General features: G+C 54.0%; 24 protein-coding genes, 1 tRNA gene, 1 other RNA gene and 1 pseudogene. 9 read left to right on the forward strand and 18 right to left on the reverse strand.

The genetic code is table 11. The features are described 5' to 3' along the window. Position 1 precedes the first annotated feature (1 nt). The 8 genes from ACFE33_RS08870 to ACFE33_RS08905 form a co-directional block, all read right to left on the reverse strand. Positions 2–1,198 carry an aminotransferase class V-fold PLP-dependent enzyme gene (locus ACFE33_RS08870; protein ID WP_380052450.1) on the reverse strand — a complete coding sequence of 399 codons (1,197 nt, stop codon included), beginning with the start codon at positions 1,196–1,198 and terminating at the stop codon, positions 2–4. Then, positions 1,195–1,692: a RidA family protein gene (locus tag ACFE33_RS08875; RefSeq protein WP_380052452.1), complete on the reverse strand. Its 498-nt coding sequence runs from the start codon at positions 1,690–1,692 to the stop codon at positions 1,195–1,197. The genes ACFE33_RS08870 and ACFE33_RS08875 overlap by 4 nt, the downstream gene beginning before the upstream one ends. After that, a complete protein-coding gene (locus ACFE33_RS08880; RefSeq protein ID WP_380052454.1) occupies positions 1,679–2,653 on the reverse strand; it encodes an ABC transporter ATP-binding protein in 975 nt (324 codons plus the stop codon). The genes ACFE33_RS08875 and ACFE33_RS08880 overlap by 14 nt, the downstream gene beginning before the upstream one ends. After that, complete coding sequence (locus tag ACFE33_RS08885; protein WP_380052456.1) at positions 2,646–3,647, reverse strand: ABC transporter ATP-binding protein; 1,002 nt, start codon at positions 3,645–3,647, stop codon at positions 2,646–2,648. Before ACFE33_RS08885 ends, ACFE33_RS08880 begins: the two co-directional genes overlap by 8 nt. Continuing rightward, positions 3,644–4,762, reverse strand: coding sequence for an amidohydrolase/deacetylase family metallohydrolase (locus tag ACFE33_RS08890; RefSeq protein WP_380052458.1), 1,119 nt, complete (start codon positions 4,760–4,762; stop codon positions 3,644–3,646). The genes ACFE33_RS08885 and ACFE33_RS08890 overlap by 4 nt, the downstream gene beginning before the upstream one ends. Position 4,763: 1 nt before the next feature. Continuing rightward, on the reverse strand, positions 4,764–5,624 hold the full coding sequence (locus ACFE33_RS08895) for an ABC transporter permease (protein ID WP_380052460.1): 861 nt from the start codon (positions 5,622–5,624) through the stop codon (positions 4,764–4,766). A gap of 14 nt (positions 5,625–5,638) precedes the next feature. Next, a complete protein-coding gene (locus tag ACFE33_RS08900) occupies positions 5,639–6,580 on the reverse strand; it encodes an ABC transporter permease (protein WP_380052462.1) in 942 nt (313 codons plus the stop codon). A gap of 63 nt (positions 6,581–6,643) precedes the next feature. After that, positions 6,644–8,167 carry an ABC transporter substrate-binding protein gene (locus ACFE33_RS08905; RefSeq protein ID WP_380052464.1) on the reverse strand — a complete coding sequence of 508 codons (1,524 nt, stop codon included), beginning with the start codon at positions 8,165–8,167 and terminating at the stop codon, positions 6,644–6,646. Between the two features lie 215 nt (positions 8,168–8,382). On the opposite strand from ACFE33_RS08905, the gene ACFE33_RS08910 reads away from it, so the two are divergent. Further along, positions 8,383–9,153, forward strand: coding sequence for an IclR family transcriptional regulator (locus tag ACFE33_RS08910; protein ID WP_380052466.1), 771 nt, complete (start codon positions 8,383–8,385; stop codon positions 9,151–9,153). Positions 9,154–9,176: 23 nt separating this feature from the next. Here ACFE33_RS08910 and ACFE33_RS08915 read toward each other — a convergent pair whose 3' ends face one another. Next, positions 9,177–9,956, reverse strand: coding sequence for a transporter (locus tag ACFE33_RS08915; RefSeq protein ID WP_380052468.1), 780 nt, complete (start codon positions 9,954–9,956; stop codon positions 9,177–9,179). 266 nt (positions 9,957–10,222) lie between these two features. Between ACFE33_RS08915 and ACFE33_RS08920 the strand changes: the two are divergent. Beyond that, positions 10,223–10,522 (forward strand): annotated as a pseudogene (locus tag ACFE33_RS08920) (hypothetical protein); the annotation flags it as partial. A gap of 104 nt (positions 10,523–10,626) precedes the next feature. On the opposite strand, the gene ACFE33_RS08925 reads toward ACFE33_RS08920, so the two are convergent. From ACFE33_RS08925 to ACFE33_RS08935, 3 genes are all read right to left on the reverse strand, one after another. Further along, a protein-coding gene (locus ACFE33_RS08925) for an IS3 family transposase (RefSeq protein WP_380052470.1) occupies positions 10,627–11,753 on the reverse strand; the annotation gives its coding sequence in 2 pieces (ribosomal slippage) (positions 10,627–11,489 and positions 11,489–11,753; 1,128 coding nt in all). A 105-nt stretch (positions 11,754–11,858) separates the two neighbouring features. Then, positions 11,859–12,119, reverse strand: coding sequence for a hypothetical protein (locus tag ACFE33_RS08930; protein WP_380052472.1), 261 nt, complete (start codon positions 12,117–12,119; stop codon positions 11,859–11,861). An 8-nt stretch (positions 12,120–12,127) separates the two neighbouring features. After that, positions 12,128–12,430 (reverse strand): hypothetical protein, encoded by a 303-nt coding sequence (locus tag ACFE33_RS08935; protein ID WP_380052474.1) that lies wholly within the window; start codon positions 12,428–12,430, stop codon positions 12,128–12,130. Between the two features lie 946 nt (positions 12,431–13,376). Between ACFE33_RS08935 and ACFE33_RS08940 the strand changes: the two genes are divergently transcribed. Next, the gene (locus tag ACFE33_RS08940; protein WP_380052476.1) at positions 13,377–13,757 is read left to right on the forward strand and encodes an acyltransferase; all 381 of its coding nucleotides are present in this window, start codon (positions 13,377–13,379) and stop codon (positions 13,755–13,757) included. A 106-nt stretch (positions 13,758–13,863) separates the two neighbouring features. On the opposite strand, the gene ACFE33_RS08945 is transcribed toward ACFE33_RS08940, so the two are convergent. The 6 genes from ACFE33_RS08945 to ACFE33_RS08970 form a co-directional block, all read right to left on the reverse strand. After that, positions 13,864–13,953 (reverse strand) — tRNA-Ser (locus ACFE33_RS08945). Between the two features lie 92 nt (positions 13,954–14,045). After that, positions 14,046–14,768 (reverse strand): alanyl-tRNA editing protein, encoded by a 723-nt coding sequence (locus ACFE33_RS08950; protein WP_380052478.1) that lies wholly within the window; start codon positions 14,766–14,768, stop codon positions 14,046–14,048. Next, positions 14,765–17,314: a mechanosensitive ion channel family protein gene (locus ACFE33_RS08955; RefSeq protein ID WP_380052480.1), complete on the reverse strand. Its 2,550-nt coding sequence runs from the start codon at positions 17,312–17,314 to the stop codon at positions 14,765–14,767. Before ACFE33_RS08955 ends, ACFE33_RS08950 begins: the two co-directional genes overlap by 4 nt. 3 nt (positions 17,315–17,317) lie before the next feature. Continuing rightward, entirely contained in the window at positions 17,318–18,355 is a 1,038-nt protein-coding gene (locus ACFE33_RS08960) for a cysteine synthase A (protein WP_380052482.1), read from the reverse strand. Between the two features lie 54 nt (positions 18,356–18,409). Continuing rightward, the gene (locus tag ACFE33_RS08965) at positions 18,410–19,528 is read right to left on the reverse strand and encodes an NUDIX domain-containing protein (RefSeq protein ID WP_380052484.1); all 1,119 of its coding nucleotides are present in this window, start codon (positions 19,526–19,528) and stop codon (positions 18,410–18,412) included. Positions 19,529–19,548: 20 nt separating this feature from the next. Beyond that, positions 19,549–19,989, reverse strand: coding sequence for a TrgA family protein (locus tag ACFE33_RS08970; protein ID WP_380052486.1), 441 nt, complete (start codon positions 19,987–19,989; stop codon positions 19,549–19,551). Positions 19,990–20,122: 133 nt separating this feature from the next. Here ACFE33_RS08970 and ssrA point away from each other — a divergent pair. The 6 genes from ssrA (at position 20,123) to ACFE33_RS09000 (ending at position 24,408) form a co-directional block, all read left to right on the forward strand. Continuing rightward, positions 20,123–20,469, forward strand: a transfer-messenger RNA (tmRNA) gene (ssrA, locus tag ACFE33_RS08975). A gap of 128 nt (positions 20,470–20,597) precedes the next feature. Next, positions 20,598–20,792: a hypothetical protein gene (locus ACFE33_RS08980; RefSeq protein WP_380052488.1), complete on the forward strand. Its 195-nt coding sequence runs from the start codon at positions 20,598–20,600 to the stop codon at positions 20,790–20,792. Between the two features lie 77 nt (positions 20,793–20,869). Beyond that, positions 20,870–22,123 carry a chromate efflux transporter gene (gene chrA / locus ACFE33_RS08985; RefSeq protein ID WP_380052490.1) on the forward strand — a complete coding sequence of 418 codons (1,254 nt, stop codon included), beginning with the start codon at positions 20,870–20,872 and terminating at the stop codon, positions 22,121–22,123. 104 nt (positions 22,124–22,227) lie between these two features. Next, complete coding sequence (locus ACFE33_RS08990) at positions 22,228–22,683, forward strand: SspB family protein (protein WP_380052492.1); 456 nt, start codon at positions 22,228–22,230, stop codon at positions 22,681–22,683. Between the two features lie 139 nt (positions 22,684–22,822). Beyond that, entirely contained in the window at positions 22,823–24,217 is a 1,395-nt protein-coding gene (gene fumC / locus ACFE33_RS08995) for a class II fumarate hydratase (protein WP_380052494.1), read from the forward strand. Next, entirely contained in the window at positions 24,217–24,408 is a 192-nt protein-coding gene (locus ACFE33_RS09000; RefSeq protein WP_380052496.1) for a DUF4169 family protein, read from the forward strand. The genes fumC and ACFE33_RS09000 overlap by 1 nt, the downstream gene beginning before the upstream one ends. The last annotated feature ends 13 nt before the right edge of the window (positions 24,409–24,421 follow it).

Here is a 24,421-nt window from a genome sequence, read left to right on the forward strand (position 1 = left end):
GCTATGCGCCCCAAGCCAGATAGCTGTTCACGCTCGCGTTTCGCGGATCGGCTTCGGTTTGGTTTGCAAGCTCTTTACCCGAGCGCACAACGCGCGAGACTGCCTCGGCCACGATCTCGGCTTGCCCAGCCAAGAGATTGCACGGATCAAGCTGAAAATAGCCAAGCTCAACCTCGTGATCTCGTACAATAATCGCTGGTTCCAACTCTCCCAGTGCACTTGCGAACTGTGCCGCATTCGCCCCAGCCGTTTTTGCGTCCACATCAATTTGCAGCCGATCGAGAGGATTACCAGTTGGATCAGGCACAATCCGCGCGATTATCCCCTCAATATCGGCGAATGTTGTCTGCCACATATCGAGTGCCGCGCGTTCCTGCTTGCGAATAGCTTCGCCATCGCGAGACATCCAATCTTCCATCGCGGCGATCACACCCGCAATGCTCTCTTTGCCAATTTTCATTCCACGGCCGATGCCGATATTCTGAAGGTATGTCGCGCGGATCAGTTCGCGGTTGCCGGCGACAATACCCGAAGTCGGCCCCGCCATAAACTTGTGACCCGAGTAGATCGCGATATCCGCGCCCTTCTCAAGGAAACCCGTAAGATCATATTCCGACGCCGCATCGACAATCACCGGAACGCCCTTGGCGCGCGCGATTTCTGCAAATCGGGCAAAGGGGATCTGGCCGTAATGGACTACGTGGTGCGAAACAACATAGAGCGCCGCGGCAACGTCTTCGTCGAGCGCCGCCTCTAACTGATGGTCGCAACAATGGGTGGATTGCCCGATACTGCGGACCTCGGCACCTGTCATATTTACGGCCGTTTCAATCGGCGCGCCATATGTGCAAAGGTGGCCAGCTTGTACCACAACCTTGCGTTTTTGCGGTGCGGCGCGCGGCAAATCCTCTGCCATTGCGGCATTCATGCCTGTCATCGCACCCGCAATCGCCAATGATATCCCCGCACTTGCAGAGGCTGTTACCATTCCGGCCTCGGCCCCTGTAAGACGCGCGATCACACCGCTTGCTTTGGATTGAAGCTCATGCATTTTCACGAATTGGCCCATCGCTTGCGCGGTTGCGCGGCGGGAATTTTCGCCCGTTACGGATGCGCCGAGACCCGTCATCGTGCCGCTCACGTTAATGATCCGCGTAAAACCGTTCTGGTCGTGCCAGCTCCACATTTCTTCGCTCATGCGTCGTCCTCCATCTCGAAAATCGCCTCGATCTCGACGGTTATGTTATTCGGAAGCGAACCAACACCAAAGGCAGAACGCGCATGGATACCAAGTTCGCCAAAAACATCAGCTAGCAAAGTAGAGGCACCGTCGATCACAAAGGGGTGGCGCTCAAAATCATTGGTCGCATTTACCAAGCCCAAGAGTTTGATAACCCCCGTAACTTTCTCAAGCCCGCCGAGATAATCACGGAGCGCACCGATGATATTCACCGCGACCAAACGCGCGTGTTCGCGGGCAACTTCGGCGCTGATCTCGCCACCGACTTTGCCGCGTAAAAGGGTGCCATCGGCCTCGACTGGTCCCTGCCCTGAAACATACAGCAGGTTTCCGGTGCGACGCACATTACAGAACGCACCAATTGGCGTCGGCGCGGATGGTGGAAGCGTTACGCCAGCAACCTTGAGGCGGGCTTCGATATCGGCGGCGGTGTTTTTGTTAAGCACGAGCATAAATCTCTTTTGTTTTTTTACAGTACGACAAATGGCCAGCGCCAACTGTCACAGATTGGGGTTCGCCCTGCGCGCATTCGTCGGCGGCATGGGCACATCGAGTTCGGAAAACACACCCAGACGGTGGTTTTAGCGGGCTTGGGATATCGCCCCTAAGGATCGTCCGTGAGCGCTCGATCAACGGATCGGGCATCGGAATTGCGGACAAGAGCGCCTCTGTGTAGGGATGCGAGGGCGTTGCATAGAGTGGCTTTGCAGGGCCAATTTCGGCGATGCGTCCTAGATACATTACTGCGATTTGATCGCAGAGATATTCAACCACAGAAAGGTCGTGGGCGATGAACAGCATCGTGAGGTTGCGGCGCTCGCGCAAATCCAGCAACAAGTTCAACACCTGCGCCTGAATGGAAACGTCAAGCGCCGAAACGCTCTCATCGGCGACTATGAACTCGGGCTCAAGCGCTAGGGCGCGTGCGATCCCGATCCGCTGGCGTTGACCGCCTGAGAACTCATGCGGAAAGCGGTTCATGTGCTCGGGCTTCAGGCCAACTTCCTCAAGCAAGTCCGCAACTGTATCGCGTCGCGTTTGTGCGGTGCCGATGCCGTGGGCCTTAAGACCTTCGGCAATAATCGCGCCGACCTTGAGGCGTGGATTGAGCGATGAGACCGGATCCTGAAAAATGATCTGCATACGCCGCCGCATATCCCGCATATCGCGAGTGGAAAGCGCGTTTAGGTCCTCTCCATCAAAAATAGTGCTGCCTGATGTGGGCTCAACAAGGCGCAACAGCGTGCGCCCGAGCGTCGTTTTGCCTGAGCCACTTTCCCCCACCAGCCCTGTTATCGAGCCGCGAGGGATGTCAAAACTCACGTCGTTTACGGCGTGGACCTGTCCCCCCGGAACCCCGAAGGTTTTGGTCAAGTTGCGGATTTTCAATAGCGGTTCGCTTGCGTCAAGCATGTGCGGCCTCCTGATTTGCAAGGACACAGGCCACGCGATGTCCGTCACTGATGTTACGCAAATTCACGGGCATATCACACTCATCCCGCGCAAAACGGCAGCGCGGCGCAAAGGCACATCCCGGCGGCATATCGTATAGCGAAGGAACCGTACCCGGAATGGGAACAAGGCGCTCGCCCTCTTTGCGGCCCGATGTTGGAATGGAATGCAGCAAACCTTGCGTATAGGGGTGCGTTGGCTGTGCGAACAAATCGCGCGCGCCGGATTGCTCGACGATGGCGCCCGAATACATCACGGCAACATCATCCGCCATTTCGGCAACAACACCCATATCGTGGGTGATAAACAGGATCGACATGCCCAGATCACGCTGCAATCGACGCATCAGATCAAGGATTTGCGCCTGAATTGTCACGTCGAGCGCCGTTGTTGGCTCATCGGCGATTAGTAGCGCGGGGTTGCAGACAATCGCGAGCGCGATCATCACGCGCTGTCGCATTCCCCCAGACATCTCGTGCGGATATTGGTTCATCCGCTCGGCCGCTCCGGGGATTTCAACCAGTTCGAGCATCTCAAGAACGCGCTTGCGTCTTCCCTCTGCATCCAGATCGGTATGGAGCAAGAGCATCTCGCCGATTTGATCACCAATTGTGAACAGTGGGTTAAGGGAGGACATTGGCTCTTGAAAGATCATCGCGATCTCGGCGCCACGAATGCGCCGCATATCCTGTTCGCGCGTATTCGACACATCAATGACCTGCCCCGCACGGGTGCGATAGTTGATCTCGCCGCCTGTAACCGAACCGTTCTTGGGCAAAAGCCCCATGATTGCCAACGAGGATACCGATTTTCCCGAGCCGCTTTCCCCTACCAACGCCAGAGTTTTTCCCGGCTGGAGGCTGAAACTCACGTCACGCAGCGCCGTTACCGACGACTTTCGTGAACGGAAAGCAACCCTAAGATTTTTAACCTCTAGGATGGGTTCGGTGCTCATTTGAGCCTCCGCTGGGCTGGTTGTGCCGAGTTGCCGAGGACCGTCATGCGCGGTTCAAAAATCTTGTTGATTTCGAGCGTCGCGCCGAGGCTGTCGGTGGCGATTTCGGCATGATCCACTAGATCAAAGACGGTGAAATCTGCCTTTGTGCCCACGGCCAGCCCATCACGGCCACCAAGCCCCAAAATAGGGCGCGGCCGTTCCGTAACGGCAGAGATAACCTCGTCAAACGGCAAACCCACTGCAAGCAGTTTGGACATCGTTGTTGCCATATCGTGCACGGGGCCGCGAATGTTGCGCAGGTGAAGATCCGTCGAAATCGAGAACGGCCGCAGGCCGTCGTCAATCGCGCGGCGCGCTGTCTCGAAGCTAAAGGATGCCTGGCCATGACCGATATCCATCCGGATGCCCTCGTCTGCCATGCGTTTTGCCTGCGCAAAGAGCTTGGGCGTGTCGCCAATAGAACCCGCTTTTTTGCCGTTGAAACAGTGTGTTACGATGTCTCCTGGTGTAAGAATGTCGAACACTTCGTCAATCAAAGGCGCGGGTTCGCCGACGTGAACCATAAGGGGCAAGTTTGCGATTTCGGCCACGCGCTTGGCGATTTTGGCGGGTGTCACGCCCCAGCTTCCTACGATCACGCCGCTCGCGCGAACCTTGATCCCGCAGATCACATCGCGGTTGGCTTCGATAACGTCGAAGGTGCGATCAATGTCGATGCAGTTCAAATCGCTGAGTTCGGAGACCCGATTGCACGCCACCAAACCGATGGATCCGATATTCAGGAACGCGCGGATTGTCTCTTGTTCTTTGTCGATCACATATTCACGCAACCCGTGAAATGCGGCCTCGCCCGCAGAACCCGCGTCCACCATAGAGGTCACACCCGTTGGGCGGCCCGCTTCTGATGGGCGGACCGAAATATCGGTTCCGCCGTGCCAGATGTGAACGTGCAGATCGCACCAACCGGGCGAAAGGAACGAGTCCTTACAGTCAACGACTTCGGCGCCTTCGATCGGTCCTGCGGCGACGTTGCCCTCGTCATCGACCCAGATCGTGTCGGTTCCAGAAGCGTCCAAGCCGGTGAGTTTGAAGTTTACGAGTTTAAGTGCCATTTTACATATCCTTTGCAAGGCGGGGGTCGAGCGCATCGCGGAACCCGTCACCAATAAGTTGAAGCGCCAGAACCGATAGCGAAATCGCCAGCCCCGGAAAAACGATAAGGAACGCAGCCTGATCTAGGTACTGACGCCCCTCATTTATCATGGTTCCCCAGCTCGGAGTTGAGGGATCGATCCCCACTCCGAGGAATGAAAGCCCCGCCTCTGCAAGCATTGCATAAGCAAAGATGAACGTCGCCTGAACGATGATCGGCGAGAGAATATTGCGAAGCACATGCGTAAACATGATCGTCACCGTTGATGAACCAAGCGCAGTTGCGGCCTCAACATAGGGCAGTTCACGGATTACCAAGGTTGAAGCGCGCACAATGCGGGCGATACGTGGTGCATACACGATTGAGAGCGCGATGATCACATTCACGACCGAGCCGCCGAGGATCGACACAAGTGCAATCGCCAACAGGATATCAGGAAATGCCATCATCGCATCCACAAGGCGCGACATGGGCGCATCCAGCTTTCGAAAGAAGCCAGCCACAAGGCCAATGGCGATCCCGATTACTGAGGATAACAGCGCCACGCCGATCCCGATCGTTAGCGAAACACGGCCAGCGTACAGGAGCCGAGAAGCTACATCGCGCCCGAACGCATCCGCGCCCAATAGGAAGTCACCCCCAGGAGGTGAAAGCCGCGCCCGCACCGACATTTTGCCGGGGTCGGCAATCGGAAACAACGGAGCAAACACACAAAGGGCAACGGTCACAACAAAGACGATCAGCGCGATAAGCACGGCACGACGAGAGAACAGGAGAGCAAGGAACTTCGGCTCTGAAGCTGCTGCGGAGGATCCAGACATATTGATCCCTTTCGTCAGTATTTCACGCGCTTGTCGACCAAAAGGTACAACAAATCGGTGAGAAGGTTGATAAGAACATAGAGCGAAGCAACGACGATCAGGGTGCCTTGGATCACGGGATAATCACGGCGAAGAACTGCGCTCACCACAAGGTTACCCATTCCCGGAATGTTGAAAACGCGCTCGGTGACAACCGCGCCGGATACCAACAGCGCGAAGGTCAGTCCAATCACCGTTATGATCGGGATCGCCGCATTCTTGAGGGCATGACGTAGGACAACCCGACGTTCGCTCATACCCTTCGAGCGCGCGGTGCGGACGTAATCCTCGCCCAGAATATCGAGCATCGATGCGCGGGTAAAACGCAGGATGAGCGCGGAATTCACGATTCCGAGGACAATCGACGGCAATATCAGAAAGCCCATACGCTCAATGAACGTGGCATCCGGCCCGCCGTAACCCGACGCAGGAAACCAGCCTAAATCCGTTGCCAGATAGCGCTGAAACATCAATCCTGTCCAAAAGCTGGGGAACGAAGCGGCGAGCATCGCGGTGGTGATTGCGCTTTGGTCAAGGAACGATCCCCGCCGATAAGCCGCATAAATGCCGATAGGTGTGGCGATCACAAGCGCGATCAAGAGCGAAAACAGCGAGAGGAAAATGGTCGGCTCTGCCCGTGCGGCAAGAACCTCGGTCACGGGAGCGCGGAAGAACAGCGATGTCCCGAGGTCTCCCCGAACGGCATTTCCGACGAAGGATGCGTATTGAACGATAATCGGCTGATCCAGCCCAAGTTCGGCCCGAAGTTCGGCGGCCTCTTCTGGGCTTGCCTCTGGCCCAAGCATCAGCGCCGCAGGATCCCCAGGGGCCAGACGAACGATGATAAATGCGATGGTCAGAACAAGGAAGATGACGATCATCATCCCCACAAGTCGTTTGAATATGTAACGGGCCATGGATATCTCAGCTTGCAGAGTGAAGCTCGCGCGCCCCGCGATTGTGGGCGCGCGATAGTGTGTTTATTCGCCGACTTTGACGTTCCAGAAGAACGGCCAAGGTGTCGATGTTACGCCTGTCAGGCCGCTTGCTGTGCCTGAAAGTGCGTTGAATGCGCCGATCTTGATAAAGCCAACGTCCTCAAAGACTTGCTCTTGAAGTTGCGCGAACAATTCCTTGCGCTTTTCTGCATCGGTTTCGGTTGTGAAGTCGACAAGGATCTGATCCTTCTCGGGGTTCGACCAACCAAGACGAGATGTCTTGTCGTATAGGCTTGTAAGTGCTGGTTCAGGTAGGAACGGCGAGTGGGTGATATAGATATCCCAGAGTGCTGGATCGTTGCGGCGCTGACCAAGTGTCGCCCAGTCCACGACGTCCATTTGCACCGTAAAGCCCGCAGCCTCCAGCGCCATTTTGGCAACTTCGGCCATCTTGAAATGGAACTCATACTGACGCGATGTCAGGATGCGAAGTGGCGTTCCGTCATATCCTGCTTCCTTAAGCATTTCGGCGGCTTTGGCTTGATCATTCTGATTGAAAAGCTCCGCGCCCGCATCTGTACGCCATGCCCAACCTTCAGGGTAAAGCGGACCATCCGTTAGGAAGAAGTTGTCGTCGCCAAACGCTGCGAACAGCATGTCATCCACCGGCAACGCGGCCTGAAGGGCTTGACGCACTGGCTTGCTCGTCAAGAGACCGTCTTTGTGGTTGATCGCGAAGATCGGCCAGCCGAACGGCTTGAGCAGAAGTGGATCCGCGGCGGAAGATTCCTCGATACGGGCAAAGCTCTCGGCTGGAAGGCCGTCGGCGAATGCAAATTGACCCGAAAGCAAACCCTCTACGCGTGTGTTCGGATCGGGTACAGGTACAAAGCGGATTTCGTCAACCGTTTGCGCCCGCATACCTGCAGCGCCATCAGATGGCTCGTCACGCGAAACATAGCCGTCGAATTTTTCCAACTGAAGATATTGATCAGGCACGTGCGAAGCAATTTTGTAAGGCCCCGTCCCGATCACAGTTTCGATCTCGTCCGCGATGATCTCTTCGGGGTAAACCGCGGCTGCGGAGTTTGAGAACGCAAGAAGCGACAATAGCGGCGAGAACGCTTGGCTCATCGTGATGGTAACTTCAAAGTCTCCGGTTGCTTCGACGGATGCGACTTTGTCGGCAACCAATTTGCCGCGCGAAGCAACTTCGAGCCAGCGTTCAAGCGAAGCTACAACGTCCTTTGCATCCATTGATGAGCCGTCGTGAAACGTAATGCCTTCGCGGATCGCAATCTTGTACGTCAGGCCGTCTTCGCTGATTTCTGGTAGATCAACAGCTAGCAAAGGCGCGATATTCCATTCGCCGTCGAAGGTATAAAGGGTTTCGACAAAGTGCTGTGTTACGATGGATACGACGTCTTTGGTGGATTTCATCGGGTCGAACGTATCGGCCTCACCGATGATGGCCACGTCGATTGTGTTTGCCGCGACAGGAGCAGAGAGTACTCCCCCCGCCAAAAGCGCCGCTGTAAATGAAATCTGGAATTTTTTTGTTAACATTATCAACCTCCACAGTTATGTTATATATTCCTTATTTACGATACATCGCACCCTTCCGCCAAGTCAAGAAAGATCGGCGCGTATTCAGACATCGCTTTTAACACCTGATATTGTTAAATATTTTGAAAACGAAACCTTCTATTGACGGGCGAGTTAAAACTCCATAATTATGGATTAACTACCAATAACAGCCATCGATCAGGCACGGAGAGAACATGGCCGACTCAAGAAAACGCGTCGGAGCAATCGACAGAGCGCTTCAGATCCTCGACATTTTGACCGAACGTGGAAGCGCGATGAGTTCTTATGAGCTTGCTCGGACCACGGGCGCCCCTGCTTCGACGATATACAAAATCGTGGATGAGTTGATCGAGCGCGAGATGCTCACACGACCGTCAGAGAACACGATTTGGCTCGGCCCGCGGTTGATGCGGTATGGACTGACTTATCGTGCGAATGTGAATGTGTATTCCGCGGCGGCCAAAGAAATGAAGCGTCTCTGCGCCGAAGCGGGTGAAACCGTTCAGATTTGCGCGCGTGATGGCGGGATGATGACGGTCATCGACATGGCCCGTGGCGATGGGCACTTTAATGTGGCTTCTGATATCGGCACGCGCGTTCCGTTGAATTGGACGGCCTCTGGGCGTTTACTTTTGGGGCACCTTGAAGAGGCCGAGCGGGTTCAGATTTTCGCCGAAACGGCCCGCCCCTCCGAAACCGGACAGGCCGAGATTGATCCGCATGTGCTTTCTGAACAATCGCGGCTTGAGTTTGAAAATCGACTCGCGGTGCAAATGAGTGCCTCGGAGTATTCCGTGGCCTGCATCGCTTCGCCCATTTGCGATGTCACTGGTGCCTGCCTTGCGACAATCTCTATCGTACTGCCGCAATCGAAAGCGGAATCCTCGCTCGCAAGCCTGACGAACGCGGTTCAGCGCGCGGCTGCGAATGTCGAAAAGGCACTAGGCGGCACGATAGTCGCCTAGCTCGGGTAAATCTGATCAGGTAATTAGTACTGGTAGTTCAGGCCAGCAAAGATGTTCCATTTTTGCTGTCCGTCACCTTCATGGGCGATGGAGTACTGTGGTTCGATAAATGCGTTAATGACACCGCCACTGGTGGGCATTGCGCGCCCGATACCAAAGCCGAAAGGGATGTTATAATTGTCGTTCTCGAAATTATACGTCCAGATACCTGTCGAACGAAGATACCAACCTTGGTCTAGTTGATAGAATAGGAACGGCTGGAGCGCACCAATGTTCACATCCTTACGATCTTCGTCACCACCGACACTGGCTTGCCAAGTCAAAAGGTAGCCCCACTGAAATTTTGGATCAGTGGCGTTAAACAATACGTTGGCAAAACCGAGCGACCATTTTCCGGAACCTGTTTCATCCTCGGATGCCGTCGGAATTGTAAGTTGCGGGCCGATGCCAAAGCTCACAGCTGGATTCCCTGTATCGAGTAGATACGCGGCGAAAACATTCAGGTCGCCGAAACCGGTAACATCACCACCATTTGCAGTCGGGATTGTATTGACCGGTGCGGTGAGACGCATAAGCCAGTCACCTCCAAAGGCTTGGAATGGGCTCGCATAGCGTAAGAAAAACTGGTTGGCGTCACGGTCTGTTCCAGTCAATTCGCCTGTGTAAAGGTTCTGAAAATTCAGCGCCTTTGTTTTCGCTAACGGGTTGTTTGCTTGGGCGGCTGCGCCACTATCTTCGGCAAGTGCCGCGCTTCCCAGTGCTGTAAATGCTATTGCCGATAGGGCAGTTCTCAACTTTCCCATGGGACGTCTCCTATTTGTATCCGCATCAAATACGGACAAATTTTCAAAAAATTTATTCAAATAAACGCAATGTACTCACCTGACACGCTAGCAGCAGTACCCAAAATAATAAAGATTTATGTGATTACGGGATCTTGATGATGGCGTTGTGCGCCATTTGCGGACCCGTTTGGGCGCATCCGCCCGCTATTTGCGCGCGTTTAATCGCATGAGCCTCCTGCTTTGAAGTGGTCCGTCCCTATAGTTAGAAAAGCAGAGGACCAGAGATGGTAATTTGGAGGCCCAAGCCCGAAGAGATAGTGGTGAAGTTACAGCAGGTTGAAGTACTGATATGGCAAGGTATGCCTCGGATTGACGCGATCCGTCAGATCAGTGTGACTGAAGAAACCAATTATCGCTGGAAGAAGAATGGAGCCTTTGTTGCGCCATTGGTCCGAGCGCCAATGGCGACGGGCGGAATGGGCACGGAACAACTAAAGGAGCTGAAACGGCTGCAGAATGAGAACGAGCGTCTGCGTCGTGCAGTTTCTGAACTGACATTGGATAAGTTGATCCTGAAGGAGGCGCCATTGGTTCGAGCCCAATTGGCGATGGCTCAGAGCTGATCTCCGAGGCCGTCAGAGATTGGATCAAGGCTGATCAGCCCCACCTAAGTAGTCCAGTTTGAATGTTAGTGCATGATCGGCCTTAGTTCCATCGGGACGATGGTTTCCGGAGCCGGCGGGCGGTAGCCCAGAGCACTGTGTGGTCGTTTGGTATTGTAGTGTTTCCTCCAGCTTTCGATGATAATCTGTGCTTCGCGTAGAGTGTAAAAGCTCTCCCCGTTCAGCAACTCGTCGCGGAACCGGGCATTGAAACTTTCGCAATACCCATTCTCCCACGGCGAGCCAGGCTCAATGTAAGCCGTTTTGGCTCCAACCGCCTCAATCCAGTCTCGAACAGCCCGAGCTATGAACTCCGGGCCGTTGTCCGACCTGATGTAGGCCGGAACGCCGCGCAAGATGAACAGATCCGTGAGTGCGTCGATGACTTCTGTCGAGTTCAACTTCCGCTTCACCCGGATCGCCAGGCATTCCCGGCTGTATTCGTCCAAGATGTTCAGGGTCCGGAACGCTTTCCCGTCATCAGTTCGATGATGAACGAAGTCATACGACCAGACGTGGTTGCGATACTCTGGCCGCAGCCGGACACATGAGCCATCATTTAGCCAGAGCCGCCCCTTCTTGGGTTGTTTCATGGGTACTTTGAGCCCCTCACGCCGCCACAACCGTTCAACCCGCTTGTCGTTCACCTGCCAGCCCGCATCCCTGAGCAGAGCCGCAATCCGGCGATACCCGTACCGGCCATACTGACGTGCCAGTTCGATCATATCAGCAACCAGCCGTTCTTCGTCACTTCGGTCAACAGGCAACCGCCTCTGGGTGGATCGGTTCTGCCCCAAAACACGACAGATCCGCCGCTCAGACACCCGCACCTCATTGCGAATGTGATCGATGCAGGCGCGGCGGCGCGAGGGGCTCAGAAGTTTCCCCGTGCGGCTTCCGACAGGATCAACTTGTCCAGGGTCAGATCAGATACGGCTCGCCGCAGTCGATCATTCTCCTTCTGAAGCCGCTTTAGTTCCCTCAGTTGGTCGGTTCCCATTCCGCCATATTGTTTGCGCCAACGATAAAACGTCTGTTCAGTTATCTGCACTTGCCGGATTGCATCAACACGCGGCATGCCTTGACCGCAAAGCACCTCAACCTGCCGCAACTTCGTGACAATCTCTTCTGGCTTGTGTCGCTTAATTCCCATTTTCAATCCTCCGATTCCTAACTATAGGGGCGGACCACTTCAAAGGGGGAGGACCACAAATGCCAGACAAAAACAACAAGTACTGTTTTTCCCATGATTTTTCCCTTATTTGTCGAGGCGCCGCGCCAGCCAGCCTATGATTGCGATATTGATGAGCGGCGAGAATAGACCGACACCAATCAAGACACTGTCAGGCGCGCCTTCCATGAACATATTCCAAGGCAGACCAAGCGGGATGAGAAACACCGCCGAGAGAGGATCCTTTTCCTGCCCCAGCAAGCCAAACATGCCAATTGCCAGCAGAATGAGCGCGGCCACATAACCTATGACCAGCGCCCAAAAAAGTATGCGCAATGCAATCCGCATTGGCGGCTCTAGGCCATACCCTCATCCGTGAGCGATTGGATGCCCGCGGTTGTGCCGTCGCTATAGCCAATGCACTGCCATGGTGCGCGGTTCTCGCCGACGCCAACCCGAACCATCGTACCGGCCTCGGAGAATTCAGAACCAAGAAGAACAACATCGGGGTTATTGGTGGTTGCGGTTACATCACGCAAACAGGCCTGTTCCGGACCAGAAGGCATACCAGATGTTACTTCCATGCTTCCCATGTCTTCGTCGCAGGCCGAAAGCGATAGAACAGCGCCGAGGGCTCCGATGATCATAATATTCTTCATTATATTCTCCTTGAATTTGTTAGGCTTTAATTCACTCGTACGGAATTCAATGAATAAGACAGCGTCGGCCAGCATGAAAATTTGCACAAATCAGCGCAGACTCCAAAGATTAGTTAGAGTGTCTATGCCACCTGACGTCAGGTCAAGAATTATTGAACAAATTTGCTTTTATTTTGGGGATTTACAACGCCAATATGCCCCCCCACGCCCTACCCGCGGTTCTAGATTGCGAGCGAGCACGGCGCTAGAAGAAGTTTAAAGCGCGATTGGAGAGTAGTTAGACTGATTGATGCCGCGACTGCCCACTATATGTTGCTCAGCATCAATCTTGAGCAAAATTAATGTCTAACTAGTCACGCCAAATCACCCGCTCAACGGGCGAAAGACAAAGCCAGCGGCGAACCAAGAATTAGTTCTGAAAAAGACATATCGGACACACAGGGACAACCCCAAGCCTTTTAAACAAGGGTTTGCAGCGAAATGTTTCAACTGTACACGCCTATATGTTTCGATAGGTTTTGCTAGGCGGCTCCCCCCTAAACGCAAAAAGCTCAGCCCAACTAAGGACGGGGAAACGCAAAGCTTTCACAAATATGATATTCCTATAGTCTCAGCATAACCCTTCATTTCAAAAAAGGAATTTAAGTATGAAAATCAAGAACAACGGCGAACGAAATGAGATCAAAAGCCCAAAAAATATAAAGGGAAACTGACCATCGACGGGAACGATAACAAGGTCATTATCGCAGAAGGAATCCGGGTAAACAATTTAGAAATCATCATTCGTGGCGATGGCAACGAAGTGATTATTGAAAAAATGCGCCGCGCCAACAAATTGCGTATCTTGGCAAGAGATGGCGGTTCAGTACATATCCATAAACAGGCCTCGGTTGAAGGTTGCTACTTACTCGCGGCGCGGGAGAGAATAATAATCGGAGAGGATTGTATGCTGTCGTCAGCCATTTCAATCCGCACTTCGGACGGCCACGGCATTTATGACAAGGATTCTGGCGACCTACTAAATGCGCCAAAACCAATCGTTCTCGGAAAGCACATTTGGCTCGGACAGGGCGTCATTGTTGGCAAAGGAACCACAATCGGGGATGATTGCATTCTAGGCGCAAAGAGTTATGCGACCGGCCAGGATATTCCGCCTAACACGCTTTCCGCTGGTACACCCGCGCGGGTACTAAGGGAAAATGTGACTTGGGGTCGCCGCATGGTGGACAATTTCTATGCAGAGGGTGCAGAGGTTGACCGGCACAGCCCGATTGACGACAAGAAGCGCAGCATAGCTAGTAGGATTATGAGCGCGGCGTTTTCTTAGCACAATTCGCCCTGCATTCCTCGTTATTCACAAGGCCACGCCGAAAGTACTGACTACTTCCAACTTTGCAATAGTAAACAAGTAAAACTAATAACTTATGGGTTGATGGCGGACAGACAGGGATTCGAACCCTGGAGACGGTCTCCCGCCTACACACTTTCCAGGCGTGCGCCTTCGACCACTCGGCCACCTGTCCGTTGCGCGGTTTTTAGTGTGGCACGTTAAAGGGCGCAAGGGGAAATTTCCGATTTAGTCGGAAAACTTCTTGCAGGTGATTTTCGGCCAAATTCACACATCTAGAACGATATTGACCCGACGGTTGGTTGCACCTTTTTTCTCGACTTTGCCAAAGTGAATGCGGCCGATCTCGCCGGTGCGCGCGACATGGGTGCCACCGCAGGGTTGGAGGTCGATCATCTCGCGCCCTTCTCCGATTGCGATCAGGCGAACTTTGCCCGAACCGCGCGGCGGCTGAACGCGCAATGTCTTGACCAATCCGGGGTTCGCATCGAGTTCGGCGTCCGTGATCCATGTTTCGCCGATAGGTAAATCGCGATCAATCAACGCGTTAATGCCCTCTTCAAGTTCTTCGCGATTTTCGAGGGGTTCTGGCATATCAAAGTCCAAACGCCCTTTGTCCGTACCTATTGAACCGCCTGTCACGGGCAATGGGATAACAACCGAAAGGATATGAAGCGCGGTGTGAATGCGCATATGGCGATGCCGCCGCTCCCAGTTCAGTTGTTGGCGTATGACGCTACCGACCGTAGGAAGGGCTGCCGGCGCCGCAGGGAGAAGGACAATCTGATTGCCCTCCCCTTTGATTGTTGTCGCGATGTCTAGCGTACTGCCGCTACCCCAATTTAGCGTTCCGCTGTCACCCGGCTGACCACCCCCCGTTGGATAGAAAATCGTGCTGTCCAGCACTACGCCACCTTCTGGAGTACGGGCGATAACTTGTGCTTCTGCTTCGCGGGTATAGGGCTCTTGGAGAAAGAGTTTGTTGGTCACGTTTCTTGTTCTTCTTCTGGTTTGTCTTTGGGCTGAGGGCGCGGCCCCATACGAGGGTTGGTCAGAGACTCCGGATTGCGTAGCCACAGATCGGTTTGCGGGAACGGAATAGAAATGCCTTCTTCGTTAAAACGGCGGAGAATTTCGTGGTTTAGTTCGCTCTGAACGATCAAGCTCCAGTTCACATCGCGGAGAATGACGCGCACCTCGAAATTCAGGCTGGAGTCACCAAAACTACGGAACAAGACCGTGGGTTCTGGCGATGCGAGCGCCATCGGATGCGCCTTGGCGATTTCGAGAAGAATCTTCTCGACCTGCTTGGAATCCGCGTCATAGGACACGCCCACGGGCAAAATGAGCCGCCCTATCGAATTGCCGCGCGTCCAGTTAGTAACCACACCTGCGACGAGATCACCGTTCGGGATGATGACATCGGTGCGGTCAAAGGTCTCGATCCGCGTTGAGCGTACCGAAATATTTCGCACATACCCCATTTGGCCACCCGCTTCGATCCAGTCACCTTCGGAAATGGGGCGCTCCACGAGGAGAATAATGCCGGAAACGAAGTTGGACACGATGTTCTGAAGGCCAAAACCGATACCAACGGTCAATGCACCGGCAACAAGAGCAAGCGCGCTGAGGTCAATACCTGCGATCATGATTGCCACGAGACCCGCCAGGAATATCCCAACATAGCCAAAGCCCGAAACAATCGCGTTCTGCCCGCCGATATCCAGCTTTGTCTTGGGGAGAAGAGTGCTGCGCAAGGCCCCTTGGATAAGGCGTGTGAACATATAGCCAATCGCGAAAACGATCACGAGGAGCATGAAGCTCTCGGGCGAAATGCGTGCGTTGCCGAAGCTAACGCCGTTTAGGAACAAGTTCCAATAATCAACAATTTGCGCGGGACGCACTCCAAGAATCACGGCGAACATCGGGACGGACGCGAGCGCGAGGAAAAAGCCGATCACAACGGGCACGATGGCCTCTGCGGCAGCACCTTGGCGGCCTACGACAACGTCGTAAATCTCATTCGCGAAGTATTGTAGAACAAGTAGAAACGCCAATAATGCCAGTGACGGGATAAGCGGAAACGAGATCATCGTCGCCGCGTTAAAATACCCGAACACCGCCAAAATAGGAGCAGCGCAAGCGGGGATCATCACAACGCCGCTTAGGAAGGAAACCAGTTGGTTGCGGAAGTTACGACTGGAAATCGCCCCTTCCGCTTCGTCGTCTTGCTCAACCCCTCGTCGGAAAAGTTGGGCGATACGAAAACTAAGAAGGCTGGCGCCGACGATACAAGGGAAGAAAATGACCGCTTCTGGCCCATCATCAATCGGCACAACATCAGCCATGATGATAATTAGAATGACAAAACCAAATATCAGGCCAAGCAAGCGCGCATAGAACCGCCCCTCGGTTCGCTGGAGCGACGAAAGGTCAACGATCTTGATACCGACCTCACTGCGTGGGAAAATCTTGCTTCCCAACCACGAGCCAGTAAAAAACATAATCGCCGCAACGCTCAGGCCCTGAACAATCGCGTTTCCGTGCGACCCAAGAAGTCCCGTCATCACAACGGCGCGCATCAACATAAGGATCGCCACGAGCGGTGCGAAGGTGGTTAGGCCGGTAAAGACGAACATCAACAGCCAACGCACAGACGCGTTGTGATGGCTCTCGGCGTGGTCCTCTAGACGTCGTTGCCAGCGGCGCGAGCGCAAGAGAATGACCGTTGCTATCAACAGCAGAATGACGATCTGGGGCGCGTTCTGGCTTAGCCTTTCAGGGCGGTCTTGTTTATGCCACGCCACGCGCATTTCGGCGGGCACAATCGCCACGAAATTGTAAAGATACTCGACCGCGTCGTCCCAATAGGTTGGAAGTACCGGCGATGGGGTTGTCTCAAGGAATTCAGAGCGGCGGCGCGCGTTGATGATACTGTCAATTTCACGCACCAAACCCGTCGCGAGTTCATACCCCTCGGAGGCCGCAAGTGACGGAACAGCAAGGATCGAGCGCTCTTTCTTGAGGCGATCTAGCCGCTGTTGAACAACGTCGGCTACGGGGTCTTCGGATTCGCTCTGTTCGCCGTTTGCGTTTGTTGTGGTCGTCGAGGGCGATAGCGCCTCGATTTGCGAGTCGAGCGTGCTAATCTGGGCATCATTTAGGTCACTGTAATCAAGGAAAACTTCGCGCCACGCAACAAGCTCTCGGCGTAAATCCTCAAACTCGTCGGTGGTTGCTTTACCCTCTGCGACTGTGAGTTTCGACAAGACCGAGAATGTCTCCCAATCGGCATAAGTCTTGCCGTTGAGCAGTTTGGTTTCACGCAGGGTTTGAAGAATCTGCGCCGAGCCATCGTGCTCTTCGGCGTCTGGGTCTATTTGCTCTGCTTGGACCGCGAGGCGGTTGAACGGGATCGTTGTTAGCGATGTATCCTGCGCATGAGCAACCGAGGCGCCAACACAGAAGAAGAGCATGATAAAAACCATGCTCTTTCCCAATTCTAACCAGCGCTGAAGGCCCACACCTTTGTTCATCAATTAGTCCTCGAACACACCGGGGATAGAGCGCGGAGAAGTCGCAAGCCATTCCGGAACAGGCAGCCCCTTTTCCTTGAGAAAGTTCGGGTTGAAAAGCTTACTCTGATAACGCGTTCCGTAATCACAAAGGATGGTTACGATTGTGTGGCCCGGCCCAAGGTCCTTTGCCAAACGCACAGCACCTGCGATATTAATCCCGCTGGAACCACCAAGGCAAAGCCCCTCGTCCCGCAACAGATCAAACACATATGGCAAGGCTTCGGCATCTGGTACCTGATAGGCATAATCAACGTCCAGCCCTTCTAGGTTGGCGGTGATGCGCCCCTGCCCGATGCCTTCGGTGATCGAGTCGCCGCTCGCTTTCAATTCGCCGTTTTCATAGAAGTTATAAAGCGCCGCACCTTCGGGATCCGCGATACCGATTTTCACATCTGCGGATTTCTCTCTTAGGCCCATCGCGGTACCTGCAAGAGTTCCCCCGGAACCCACAGCACAGATAAAGCCATCGACCTTACCGTTGGTTTGCTCCCAGATTTCGGGTGCGGTAGTTTCGAAATGCGCACGACGGTTGGCAACGTTATCAAACTGGTTCGCCCAGATCGCGCCGTTCGGTTCTGTTTTCGCCAGCTTTTCCGCAAGACGCTGGGAATAGCGCACATAGTTGTTCGGATTTTTGTAAGGAGCCGCAGGCACTTGCACCAATTCGGCACCTGCCAGACGGATCATGTCCTTTTTCTCTTGGCTCTGGGTTTCTGGGATAACGATTACCGTTTTGAATCCCATCGCCGCCCCAACGAGCGCAAGCCCGATACCTGTGTTGCCCGCCGTACCTTCGACGATCGTTCCACCAGGTTTCAGCGCGCCCGAGGCAATCGCATCGCGAATAATATAGAGCGCAGGGCGGTCTTTTACGGATTGGCCCGGATTAAGGAACTCGGCCTTGCCTAGTATCTCGCATCCTGTGGCCTCAGAGACCGCATTCAAGCGGATCAGAGGTGTGTTGCCGATCATATCTGGCAAGTCTTTGCAAACGCGCATTTTCAGCCCCTTAGTTTGTAATTCCCACTTGTTTAGGCCCGTCGCGAAGGGAACTCAAGTGACTGCCCCAACCGCAGCACGCAATCTGGGACGATTTTGCGCGAGCCACAGCGTCGAAAGGATCAACGGACCATTGGCGCGTGGACTGGTTGAAATACGTTCCATAAGGTCCTCGAAATTAAGGACATGACGCAGGATATCCTCACCTTCTTCGTCCAGACCACACACCGCCCTTTCTACACCGTTCAGATTCGCGATCCCGATATAACTTTGGATGTATTCACTGATGCCGCCGGGCGAAGGATAATACTGCGCGATTTGCTCAAGGCTTATTAGCTTTAGCCCCGCCTCCTCAAGGCACTCGCGCCGTGCGGTTTCTTCTGGTGTTTCACCGGGATCAATACGCCCAGCGACGGGTTCAAGGCTCCACGGATAGGCATCGCCGCGCGAAAGCAGGCCCGCGCGAAACTGCTCCACCACGAGCACACGATCCAACGCAGGATCATAAGGGAGCACGGTCACCGCATCACTCATCACAAAGACCGCGCGTTGAATTTCGTGGCTCATTTCACCGTCAAATCTGCGGTGCTTCAGGGTAAGATCATCGACGGCAAAAAACTTGTCGTAGTCCCGCCGTGTTTCAACGATCTCTACATCCTTTTCGGAATAGCTATTGGCGGCGGGCGGCATAGCGCGCGCATTGACCCGCGCAGCGGCGCGGACGCGAATGACCGAAAATCGGCTGCCCACAGACTCGGGCGCCTCATTCCCGAAACACGCCATTACTTCACGTGCTGCTTCAACCGAAATATCCCCCCACGAGCGCGCCCAATCCGTCACGGTCCACAACGCACCCGCTGGCGGCTGCTCTGGGGGCAAGTAAACATTGGCAATTTGACCTCTCGCAAGCGTAACCTGATGCACGTCATAGCCAAAACATGCTTCGTAGAAATCCATCCGCGCCTGCATCTCGGGCGTGGGTTCAGCGACGACTTGACCCTTTACGGAGTTGCCGCTAGCGGGGAGTAAGCACGGATAGCCCGCATTCTTTACCCAGAAAACCGCGTGATCGACAAGCTCCGCAGGTTGTTTTTCCGGAAGGTGTTCAGTGCCCAGAACAACGCGCAAGAGCGGATCGTGCAAGAGCGACCCGTAAAGGAAAAGAGCAGACACAGCGCAGCTTTCTATTTAGTTCAGTTCCAGCGGCGGCTGGACCATTCCACCAGCATCCCAGCGACGATACCGCCGCAAACCATCATCCCAATCGGATACGGCGTCGCCGCAATAAGCGCATATTCACCTGCAATACGGAACATATCAATCACAGCTTCGGTCGCGCCGTCATAACTCTTGCGCAGAGAGAGGCGGACCATTTTGATGCTTGCCAAAAGTAGCGTTGCAGAAATTGCGATCGCAATTGCAGTTGTAAACCCTGTCGAAATCGCCGCCCGATAGCCCTCACGCTGATGAGGGCCGGCAATTCTCCACCCTAAAATAAAGCCGACCAGCGCCGAAACTTCTGACAGTTGGCGCGGATTAGTGTCTTCTGGGAGGGTAAACTTGATAAATTCGCACGCGAACCAAGTGACAAATGCAAAAGCGATGCCGCCAACAACACGAGAAGCAGTGAGCATGAAAACCTCATTCTTTTTCTTTTGCTTACGTCCGGACATGTGTTGAGGCAAGAATTTCAACACCCTAGCGCCATTGCGCGCCCAAGGGTTGCACGCAAAGCACGGCGCAGAATTACGGGCAATCCACCCGAAACCGCTTGAATCCCCGCCAACCCCTCCTTACATTGAACCTGTCCTTCGGGACTATGGATATAAACGCGCTCGTAATAAGCGGATCGGACCCGGGGGCGGTACCCGGCGACTCCACCAACATCCTTCTTTGGGGATCATGGGGTCGAAATAGGATCGACGAACGTCTAAAGGGGTTTGCTTTATCCCGGTGAGTTACCACCGTTATCGGTACATTTAAGCTAGTTGCAAATGACAACGACGCTCCGATGGCTCTAGCTGCGTAAGCAGTTCGAAAAATCGAACCTTAAGTCCCTTCACGTTGCAGTGTTGGGCGGGGTCCGCAGGTACCTGGCAACAGAAACCTGCACTTTTCCACACATTTCGGGCATTTTGATTGGCGCTATTTCGCCGATTCATGTTACAATCACAGATACTTACCCACATAGTATTGATTTTGTCCGCCTTCGACTCCAGATGTTGGTGACCAAGGAGGACTTATGTCAAAGATTGCTTACACACTCGCTTCGGCCGCACTCGCACTTGTTCTTGTGTCAACACTGGTTGCCGGTATTTCGCAATTTCAGCTCCCTGTTTCCTATGCCAACCTCTCTCCAGAGAAGCTAGGCGTTTCTTCGACATATGAAGAGAATGCACCCAAACCTGATACTTATAAGTTTCGTCGGCAACTCTAGGGCGCAATCGACAACATATTCTTAACAGCGTCACATCAACCTGCTAAGCCATGGGAAACCATGACTACAGGCCATTGATGACACCCAGTTTTTCCGAAACCACCCGAGTATTTGCACGCATCGGGCTTTTGTCTTTTGGCGGGCCTGCGGCACAGATCGCATTGATGCACAAAGAGTTGGTGGATGATCGGCCATGGTTGACCGAGGATCAATTTCTCTCGGCGCTCTCTTTTTGTATGCTCCTGCCTGGTCCTGAGGCAATGCAGCTTGCGACCTATGCAGGCTGGCGTTTGCACGGAACCAAGGGCGGCCTGATGGCGGGGGCGCTTTTTGTTCTGCCTGGGGCGTTTGTGGTGCTGGCGCTGTCGATCATTTACGCGCTTTTGGGGGATGTCCCTCTGGTTGTGGCGCTTTTCCTCGGCATCAAAGCAGCGGTCGTTGTGATTGTCATTCAGGCGCTCATTAAGGTTTCGCAGCGCGCGCTCAAGCACCCCGTTTCTTGGGCCATTGCCGCCGCGAGCTTTGTCGGTATCTTCTTTCTCGCTCTGCCCTATCCGCTTATTGTTGCAGCCGCTGCGATTGTGGGCGTGGGCTTCATTCCCAAAGCGTCTGTGCACCCTGCCCCGATCTCCCAGCCCAAATCGGCACACCCGCTCGCAACCATCGCTATTTGGGGGAGTCTTTGGGCCATTCCGCTCCTTGCGCTTTACCTCGCGAACGCCAAGCTCTTAACCTCAATCGGTCTGTTTTTCTCAAAACTCGCGGTCGTTACCTTCGGCGGGGCCTATGCGGTGCTGGCCTATATGACCCAAGAGGTTGTCGTCGACAAAGGCTGGATATCAACGGCTACGATGATGGATGGTCTTGGCCTCGCGGAAACAACCCCCGGCCCGTTGATCCTTGTGACCGAGTTTGTCGGTTTTCAGGCCGCATTCGCAGAGGGCGGATTATGGCTTGGAATTGCTGGAGCGGCATTCGCCCTCTGGGCTACGTTTATTCCCTGTTTCTTATGGATTTTCACAGCGGCCCCTTACCTTTCCCAAATAAGCAGCCGACCACGCCTTGCGGCTGCCCTCTCTGGAATCACCGCCGCCGTGGTGGGCGTGATCCTGAACCTTTCCATCTGGTTTGCGCTGCATGTTTTGTTTGAAACCGCGGAATTACAACACTTTGGCCCGCTCCAAATTCTAGTCCCTGATGTCGCAACGCTCAATGTTCATGCTGCAATTCTAGCGTGTTTGGCGGCGCTCCTTATGCTTCGCTTCAAAGTCGGAATGGGGGCGACTCTAGCGGTTATGGCGGTCAGCGGTTTGGCGCTCTCGTTTTTCTAGCAAATTCAGTGATTTGCAAAAAACAGTACACTGCCCCTTTTCATCATCTTGGGGTAAGCATAAGGTTGAGAGGACGAACACCTACGGATTATAGAGGCCAACTCATGTCCCAATTTATCGACTACGGCAATCTCATGCATGATGCCATGCGCAGCCTGATCCAAAAAGTTTTGGAAAGCGTTCAGGTTAACGGACTGCCGGGCGAGCATCATTTCTTTATTACCTTTGATACATTACACCCTGACGTTGAAATCGCTGATTGGCTCTCTGATCGTTATCCGGGCGAAATGACCGTTGTGATGCAAAACTGGTTCGAAGGGCTAGAGGTTACTGACGAGGGCTTTACCGTCACGATGAAGTTCGGCGGCACACCAGAAACACTCTATATTCCTTACGACTCAATCATCACCTTCGTTGATCCTTCGGTTGAGTTCGGTCTGCGCTTTGAAACGCATGAAACCGAGCGCGAAGAAGAAATCGAAGAGGCCCCGATGGCCGAAGATGTTCCGAACGAACAAGGCGAAGCAGAGGTCGTCAGCCTCGATTCCTTCCGCAAATAACGCAAACACTGGCCTAAAGGACAGCGCAACCGCCAAGCGCAGGTTGCGTCGCGAAGTGTGTTGTTTGAATTGTATTTTCCCAAGGCCCGAATTATAGAGTTTCCAACCTTTTGGCCCCCGGACCTCTCAGGAGATAGTGATGACGAATACCCGTACCGAAACCGACAGCTTTGGCCCGCTTGAGGTCCCTTCCGAGAAATACTGGGGTGCGCAAACGCAGCGTTCCTTGATGAACTTCCCCATTGGCTGGGAAAAACAGCCCATCGCAATCGTTCGCGCCCTCGGCGTCATCAAAAAAGCCTGCGCACAAGCTAACGTGGAAAACGGCAACCTCGACGAGAAGCTCGGAAATGCGATCATTCAGGCCGCTGGCGAAGTGTTTGAAGGAAAATTCGACGACAACTTCCCGCTCGTTGTTTGGCAAACAGGTTCAGGCACCCAGTCCAACATGAACTCAAACGAGGTTATAGCGAACCGCGCGATCGAAATCCTTGGTGGTGTCATTGGCTCCAAAGATCCGGTTCACCCGAACGATCACTGCAACATGGGGCAGTCTTCTAACGATACTTTCCCGACCGCAATGCACATCGCTACTGCCATGACCGCCCGCGACGTACTGATCCCCGGATTGGAAAAACTTCATGCCGCTCTTGAAGCAAAGGTGGTTGAGTTTGAGGGGATTATCAAAATTGGCCGTACCCACACAATGGACGCGACCCCCCTTACCCTCGCACAGGAATTCTCGGGCTATGCCCATCAGTTGGCCAAAGGCATCGAGCGCGTAAAGGCCTGCCTTCCAGACGTTTACGAACTTGCGCAAGGCGGCACCGCAGTTGGAACCGGCCTGAACACAACCGCTGGCTGGGGCGAACAAGTCGCCAAGAACATGGCCGAGATCACAGGCCTTCCTTTCGTAACAGCCCCAAACAAATTCGAAGCCCTCGCCGCACATGATGCGCTGGTGATGTTCTCGGGTGCGCTGAAAACAGTTGCCGCAAGCCTGTTCAAGATCGCAAACGACATCCGTCTGCTTGGCTCTGGCCCGCGCTGCGGATTGGGAGAATTGATGCTTCCTGAAAACGAGCCTGGCTCGTCGATCATGCCGGGTAAAGTAAACCCAACCCAATGCGAAGCCCTCACTCAGGTCTGTGCACATGTGATCGGCAATGACGCAGCGGTCGGATTTGCGGGATCGCAAGGCCACTTCGAGCTTAACGTTTACAACCCAATGATGGCCTATAACGTCTTGCAATCTATGCAGCTTCTGGGCGATGCGTCCTCGGCGTTCACAGATAACTGTGTCGTTGGAATCCGCGCTAACAAGGACCGGATCGCCAAGATCATGAACGAATCCCTCATGCTGGTGACGGCGCTTGCCCCGACGATTGGTTACGATAACGCCACAACCGTCGCCAAAACAGCGCATAAAAACGGCACAACGCTTAAGGAAGAGGCAATCGCGCTTGGGTTTGTGGATGAGGAAACCTTTGACGCAGTGGTCCGTCCAGAGAAAATGATCGGTCCCAAAACCTGATGCAAAAGATCACCAACCTGTCCCGCGCACGGAAACAAAAAGCGCGGGACGAAAAGCGTGCACAATCGGAAATCGCGACCAAGAGCGCGGGAACGTCCAAGGCCGCAAAGCTCTTGGAGGCCACAAAAAATGAGCGTGCGCGGCAAATGCTGGACCAACATTTTCTAGGTTCAGAGTTTGAAGATGACTAACGATTAAGGCGCC

The sequence above is a fragment of the Falsihalocynthiibacter sp. SS001 genome (assembly GCF_042445055.1).
Taxonomy (GTDB): Bacteria; Pseudomonadota; Alphaproteobacteria; order Rhodobacterales; family Rhodobacteraceae; genus Falsihalocynthiibacter.